This window comes from Catenibacterium sp. co_0103, assembly GCF_004168205.1.
Taxonomy (GTDB): domain Bacteria; phylum Bacillota_I; class Bacilli_A; order Erysipelotrichales; family Coprobacillaceae; genus Catenibacterium; species Catenibacterium mitsuoka_A.
This window is the reverse complement of the sequence record NZ_RCYB01000027.1, coordinates 21,665-28,392: the sequence shown is the minus strand read 5'-3', so window position 1 is coordinate 28,392 and position 6,728 is coordinate 21,665. Positions and strand designations below refer to the sequence as shown.

Annotated in this window: 7 protein-coding genes; all 7 read right to left on the bottom strand. The window is 32.1% G+C overall.

The features are described 5' to 3' along the window. Nucleotides 1-222 precede the first annotated feature (222 nt). Nucleotides 223-1,260, bottom strand: coding sequence for an NUDIX domain-containing protein (locus tag EAI80_RS06310; RefSeq protein WP_129981363.1), 1,038 nt, complete (start codon nucleotides 1,258-1,260; stop codon nucleotides 223-225). 48 nt (nucleotides 1,261-1,308) lie between these two features. Continuing rightward, nucleotides 1,309-1,962, bottom strand: a complete 654-nt coding sequence (locus EAI80_RS06305) for a M15 family metallopeptidase (RefSeq protein WP_129981362.1) — start codon at nucleotides 1,960-1,962, stop codon at nucleotides 1,309-1,311. Between the two features lie 70 nt (nucleotides 1,963-2,032). Then, nucleotides 2,033-2,518: a hypothetical protein gene (locus EAI80_RS06300; RefSeq protein ID WP_129981361.1), complete on the bottom strand. Its 486-nt coding sequence runs from the start codon at nucleotides 2,516-2,518 to the stop codon at nucleotides 2,033-2,035. A gap of 6 nt (nucleotides 2,519-2,524) precedes the next feature. Beyond that, nucleotides 2,525-3,544: a YdcF family protein gene (locus EAI80_RS06295; protein WP_238634467.1), complete on the bottom strand. Its 1,020-nt coding sequence runs from the start codon at nucleotides 3,542-3,544 to the stop codon at nucleotides 2,525-2,527. Nucleotides 3,545-3,586: 42 nt separating this feature from the next. Then, nucleotides 3,587-4,525, bottom strand: coding sequence for a homoserine O-succinyltransferase (gene metA / locus EAI80_RS06290; RefSeq protein WP_129981360.1), 939 nt, complete (start codon nucleotides 4,523-4,525; stop codon nucleotides 3,587-3,589). Nucleotides 4,526-4,537: 12 nt separating this feature from the next. Continuing rightward, nucleotides 4,538-5,734 (bottom strand): HD domain-containing protein, encoded by a 1,197-nt coding sequence (locus tag EAI80_RS06285; protein WP_129981359.1) that lies wholly within the window; start codon nucleotides 5,732-5,734, stop codon nucleotides 4,538-4,540. 56 nt (nucleotides 5,735-5,790) lie between these two features. Further along, nucleotides 5,791-6,522: a glucosamine-6-phosphate deaminase gene (gene nagB / locus EAI80_RS06280; protein WP_022424885.1), complete on the bottom strand. Its 732-nt coding sequence runs from the start codon at nucleotides 6,520-6,522 to the stop codon at nucleotides 5,791-5,793. Nucleotides 6,523-6,728: the final 206 nt, after the last annotated feature.

Genomic DNA, 6,728 nt, shown 5'->3' with positions numbered 1-6,728 from the left:
TATTGTTGGAATATTTCTGAGTGAACTGATAAAGAGAAGCTTTCTTAGGCTTTAATACTTTGTTTGACATATGATTATACCTCCATCTAATTTCTAATCTAATTATAGAACAGATGGGAAATTCATGTGTCTGGTTCAGCTTCATGAACGCCGTTTAATCGGTGCTTCTGAAATTTAATTTTCACTGACCTGTGGTTTGTGGGTATTCAAAAAAGTTATTATTTAGAATAAATCCCCTCTTTTATGTTCTCCCATATTGGACATAATACATTCTTGATGTTGCTTATGAACAATATCCCATACATACTCCATACCTGTTGCGAGTGGCTGATTTAGAAAATCTTCTTTATCAATCCAATATACATCTCCTTCATCACTTGAATGAAGAAATCCTTCATACTCACTTGCCTTATAGACTAGAATAATATTATGAATAGAATGCTTATACCAATGATATAAACCACATAAATATGGATTCTTAATTGTAAGACCTGTTTCTTCATTCACTTCTCTAATCATGGCATCTTTGAATATTTCTTCTTTTTCTACATGACCACCAGGAAAAGTAATACCAGTATAAGAATCATTGATTTTATTCTGAACTAAGACATGTCCTTTATCATCTTCAATCATACACATATTCATTAAACAGACATCTTCCTTACGACGTTTCTTTACACCTTTAAACTCGATTGCCTGTACTGGGCATATCTCTAAACAGGCCCCACAATGAAGACATTGTGAAACATCTATTACTTCATTATGAATACAACGTTGAGGACATATAGTCTCACATTTGCCACAATGAATACAGCGGTCAGTAATGGTATAATAAGTACCATGTTCCTTACTATTAATAGTAATAGGTGCTCTTTTAATATGTGCTGGGTCACTGATATCAAAATATTCACCAGATGCTTCATATAAACAGAAGACATCCAATGCCTTTCTTGTATCTTCTGGATAGATAGACTGCATATAAGTATTCTTTAGGAAAATCTCATCAAGTTTATGAGACCCAATATTCTTAACCTTACCACTTAAACTAAAAGATACTTTTCCTTTAAGTCCTGTTAAGGAAATATACTCCTGGTCCATCAGTTCCTTATAGAAACTCTTACCTCTTGCAGTTAAGAAGTAAATACCTTCTTCATCATACAACATAAGATCTATGATTCTTGTGATTGGTTTTCCTTCATTATTAATAGTCGCCATTGTGACAGAATGAATGTCTTCAACAAGTAATTTGCTATAATCCATAAAAATACCTCCAGGTATCAGTTTATACCATAAACAAAAGAGAGTCTATTACAGACTCTCTACATACTCTTCTAAACATAGATTCTTCTGATGCATCTTTAAAGCAGCTTTTTTACCTACATAACGATAATGCCATGGTTCATTCTTAATATGTGTTATAGATGTTTTATTCTTAGGATAACGTTTCACAAAACCATACTTATATGCATTTCTTTCTAACCATCTATAAGCAGACTGATTAGTTGTATAACGGTTATCCCCTACTATATCCACTGCAAGTCCTAATTGATGTTCACTTGTACCTGGGGCTGATACATAATTTAATGCATATCTTCTTGCAAGAAGCGTAAATAAACCTTTATTTTTATAATAGTTTGTACGATTATCCAGGATCTTCTGCTGTGAATAAGATGATCGATATCCTTCATTCACCTGCATGTAAATATCATCTTTTCTCGCATCTCTAAACATTTGTGATAGTTCAGGAACGATACGTGAATCTACTTCTTTCCCATTATCTAGCTTTGTAAGTATCACTTTATAGTTATCTGGTATTTTACTTGTATGATTCACAAGCATAAGATTCCAGCCGTGATTTGTAGAAGCATCTTCTATAAAAGTATCTGAACGAAATATAATATATCCTGATAATATGAGTAATAGAATTCCTAGAACTAAAAGACATTTCTTGAATACTCGCATTTCTTTTCACCTCACAATAGTTATATCGTGAAATGTTGAAAAGAAACATCTCAATTTCCTTACAAAAATATTAAGATTTGCTTACATGATTATAATTTTTAGTAATGAATAATATAATAGGACGAAGGAATCCACATGTGAGAACACTCACTACAATAAGCCATGATGCATATTTACATCTTTTAGATAAGAAGTGATAAGCAATAATATGATCGACAATAAAACCAATAATTAATATGACTAGAAACACAACAAATAAAAGATAGTTTAATTCGTCCATCACAAATAAGACATATCCAATAATTAATACAGGAAGTGCACAGATAGAAGATATAATACCAAGCACATGATCTCCTGTGATATTTCCTAGTAAATATTTATTATAGAAAGGAATCCAGCCGCGATAGGTTTTAGTATCTAATAATGAAGAGACAAGGAATCCTTCAAAAAGATAACCTACTACATAAGTACAAAGTATACCTATAAATAAAGATACAAAGATAAGAAATAGCGTAGACAATATGCCCATTAGAAAAAATACACTTAATGCACCCATAATCATTTACCTCACAATCGAAAAAATAACAACAAATATACTGTAGAGAATAATCACAATACTATGCTTCTTCCATGTCACGCTTAAGTAACCTATGAATTCTCTAATCAAAGCATTTAATGTAAAATACCATTTAGTGACTGAACCAAAGCCAATACATCTAATTCCTAAGTCTTTTGCAAGTATCAAGGCTCTAAAAACATGATAGGACGTAGTAACAAGTCCAACTCGTGGAGATTCTTTAGTCATAAGTTTTGATGAGAATAAGAGGTTTTCTTTTGTATTCGTAGATTTGTCTTCAATGATTATCTTACTCTCATCAATACCTTTATTGATGGCATATCGTGCCATGGCTTCTCCTTCAGGAATATCTTCTCCCTTGCCTTGTCCTCCAGACATGATGAGCAAGGCTTTTGGATTCTTTTTTAGGATTTCTATTCCTTGATCAATTCTACTCGCTAGTAATGGTGTGACCTGTTCTCCTTTGATGCCTGCTCCTAATACTATTATATAATCCAGTTTTCTAGATTTAAATAAGTGGAACGTATTTAGGAAAGCAGAAAGGCAATAGCTAGCAAGAACGGATAAGAAATAGAGAACCGTAAATGATATGATTGCATAGAGAACTGTCATTATTTTATTAGAAGACTTAAAAAAGATTGGTCCTATAAATAGATAAACAAATAATCCTATCGAAAATCCTAGAGATAGAAGGTTAGTGAATTTCAATCCTTCATGTTTAATGACTTTAATTCCTTCTACAAAGAACATAATAATAGTTGCAAGTGGAAAAAATAGGATAACCAGAACTGCAACAGCGGCTAATAGAACCCCTATATCCATAATAAGTGGATAATGAGTTAATGTTTCAGAATAGAAGAACGCATAGAAGAAAGCTGTAATAATAGTCATAAGTGAAAGCCCAAAGAACCCAACACCACTCCACAAGGTGCGTGATTCATAACGCATAAGCATGCAATACATGAAATATAAGATCAATAATATAATGAGTGGAATAAATAACACAAAAATCACCTCCTAATATAAAAAGCCACCTAGGAAGATGGCTTATTTCTTACGTTCATGAAGATCACTTAGATCATATGGTGTTTCCTGGTAAACATAATAGTTCAACCAGTTAGAGAATAAAAGATAGGCATGTGAACGCCATTTTACTTGTATTTCCTGAGATGGATCATCATCAAGATAATAATTTTTAGGTAGTTCTGCAATGACACCTGGTTTCTCTTTGTCACGCTTATATTCTTTATCTAATGTGTCTGGATCATATTCAGGATGTCCTGTCACAAAGAACTGAGAACCATCCTTAGAAGCCACCAAATAGACTCCTGCATCATCACTTTCAGCAAGTATATCTAAGTTAGAATTACTTGCAACATCTTCCTTTAAAACAGTTGTATAACGTGAATGTGGTGCATAGAACTGATAATCAAAACCTCTTAAAATCTTTCTTCTCATCTTTCTTTGGTTAGTATGATGACGATATACACCTGTTAATTTATGCTTCAATAAGTACTTATCAATACCATAATAATAATGTAAAGCAGCCTGTGAAGCCCAGCAGATAAAGAAAGAACTAAAGACATGTGTCTTGGCCCATTCAAGTATTTCACATAATTCATTCCAATAATCTACTTCTTCAAAAGGCATCTGTTCTACAGGAGCACCTGTAATAATCATACCATCATAAGAATTCTCTTTAATATCTTTAAATGTCTTATAGAAAGTAAGTAAATGTTCCTTAGGAACATTCTTAGAATCATGTGTAGACATATGAATAAGTTCTACTTCAAGCTGTAATGGTGTATTAGATAATAATCTTAATAATTGTGTTTCTGTTGTAATCTTTAAAGGCATGATATTTACAATTAAAATTTTTAAAGGTCTAATACGCTGTGTAGTCGCACGTGTCTGGTTCATCACAAAGATGTTTTCAGCCGTTAAAACTTTATATGCTGGTAAATCATCTGGAATATTAATTGGCATAAAAACTCCCCCCTATCTATATGCAAGCAATTCATCAAATGCATCAATAATAAAATGATCTGTCATCCCTGATAAATAATCAATAATACTCTTTTCTAAAGCAAGTGAATCATTCTCAAAGTCATAGACTATATAATTTTGATAACGTTCATCATGAAGTAAAGTACTATAGCGTGTTAACCATTTAAGATAATGATTAATAATGAGTGGATAACGTTCTGCATCTTTTTTTAAGTCTAAAACAAAATTGTCATGTTGTCCATACTCATATAAGAAAGAAAAGAGACTCTCTAGAATCAATTGTACATATTGCGTATGAATCTTAACCTTCTTTATTTCATAAATCTTTTGATAATTAAACTTCATAAATATCTTCATAATTTCAAAAGCTTCATTAGACAAACCAATATAGTCTTCGGTACTATTATGAATCACATCTTGAATAAAGTAATTGACCACTGTTCCATTATTGATTGCTTTAAATAATTCTGGGACAACTGCATTAATTTCTTCTATTAAGCTTTTCATATCTTCTTCATTAAGTATATGTAAGTTCCATGCATCCTCTATATCTCTTGCAAGATAAGCTATCTTATCACTGATTTTCACCACACACCCTTCTAGAGTATAAGGCTGATAAAGTCCTGGTGATTTAAAGTCTTTTAAATCTATCTTTTCACTTCTAGGTTTAATTCTTCTTTGATTCACTTCACCACAATGGGCTATAATGCCATCTCTTACTGCATAGGTGAGATCAAGATTATGTTCAATATGTTGATCATCCTCTAGTAAACATAAATCATCTATTAAGTGAAGGCTATTCTTTTCGTGCCAGAAAGGTTCTAATCCATGTTTTATAGACAAAGAAGAAAGAATCTTTTCTCCACCATGACCAAAAGGAGCATGTCCTAAATCATGTCCTGCACTAATAGCACGTGTAAGTTCAGTATTCAGTCCTAATTGATAAGCAATTGTGTAACTGATAGATTCTACTAGATTCACATGTTCAGCACGCGTACATATATGATCATTATCAGGCGCAAAAAAGACCTGTGTCTTATGTTTTAAACGTCTATAGGCGGTAGTAAATATAATACGATTATAATCTCTCATAAAAGGTGTTCTAAAATCACCTTTTCTTTCATATAACTGTGATTCTCTTTCTACGCAGTCATTGTATTTAGGATTGTCTTTATTCATTGCCTTCATGAAATCACCTCAAAAAAATTATAGCACAAAAAAAGGCGCTTAAGCGCCTATAGAGATTATTTAGATAATAATGATGCAGCTGCTTCATCAACGATGATGATTGCATCTTCATGTTTCTGAAGAATAGAAGCTGGTAAATCTTCTGTTACTGGTCCTTCAACTAAGCCTTTAACTGCTTTAGCTTTTCTTTCACCAGTTGCGATTAATAATACCTTCTTAGCTTCCATGATATTAGAAATACCCATAGTGATTGCATGAGTAGGAACAGCACTTAAATCACCATTGAAGAATAACTTAGCGTTGTCTTCAATTGTGCTTTGCTTTAATGCAATGTAGTGAGTCACTGAATCAAATGATGTACCTGGTTCATTGAAACCAACATGTCCATTAGAACCTATTCCTAATAACTGGATATCTCTTGGATTTTTAGCTAATAATGCATTGTATTCATCACAAACTTCTTCGATAGATCCCTTACCCTTAGGAACATTGATATTATTCTTATCGATATCTAATTCATTGAATAACTGATGGCACATGAAATAGTAATAACTCTGTGGATGATCCTGTGCTAAACCATAATATTCATCAAGGTTGAATGATTTGATATCTTTGTAGCTTGTTCCGTTAGCTTTATGATCTTCTCTCATTAATTCATAAAGACGGATTGGTGTAGAACCAGTAGCTAGGCCAAGGTTTGCGTTTGGTTTATTTTTGATAACGTCAAGCATGATTTCTGCTGCTTTCTGACTTGCTTCTTCATAATCTTTAGTAACAATAACTTTCATATTATTATCCTCCTGTTTACACTTATATATTATACTTGTCATTCCTATTTGTAAAGTGATATTTTCATACTATGAAATTTTCTTTATTTATTTTAAAATATATTGGTATAAATTATCTGATAGTGAAACAGCGGTTAAAGAGTGATCTGGTAACTAGAATATATCTATTTTTATTTCCAAAAACACAATAAAAATCTGATTATCAG

Bases quoted from the DNA above. Each gene is read 5' to 3' on its own strand.
- EAI80_RS06310 (WP_129981363.1), bottom strand. From the start codon at position 1,260: ATGGATTATAGCAAATTACTTGTTGAAGACATTCATTCTGTCACAATG.
- EAI80_RS06305 (WP_129981362.1), bottom strand. From the start codon at position 1,962: ATGCGAGTATTCAAGAAATGTCTTTTAGTTCTAGGAATTCTATTACTC.
- EAI80_RS06300 (WP_129981361.1), bottom strand. From the start codon at position 2,518: ATGGGTGCATTAAGTGTATTTTTTCTAATGGGCATATTGTCTACGCTA.
- metA (WP_129981360.1), bottom strand. From the start codon at position 4,525: ATGCCAATTAATATTCCAGATGATTTACCAGCATATAAAGTTTTAACG.
- EAI80_RS06285 (WP_129981359.1), bottom strand. From the start codon at position 5,734: ATGAAGGCAATGAATAAAGACAATCCTAAATACAATGACTGCGTAGAA.
- nagB (WP_022424885.1), bottom strand. From the start codon at position 6,522: ATGAAAGTTATTGTTACTAAAGATTATGAAGAAGCAAGTCAGAAAGCA.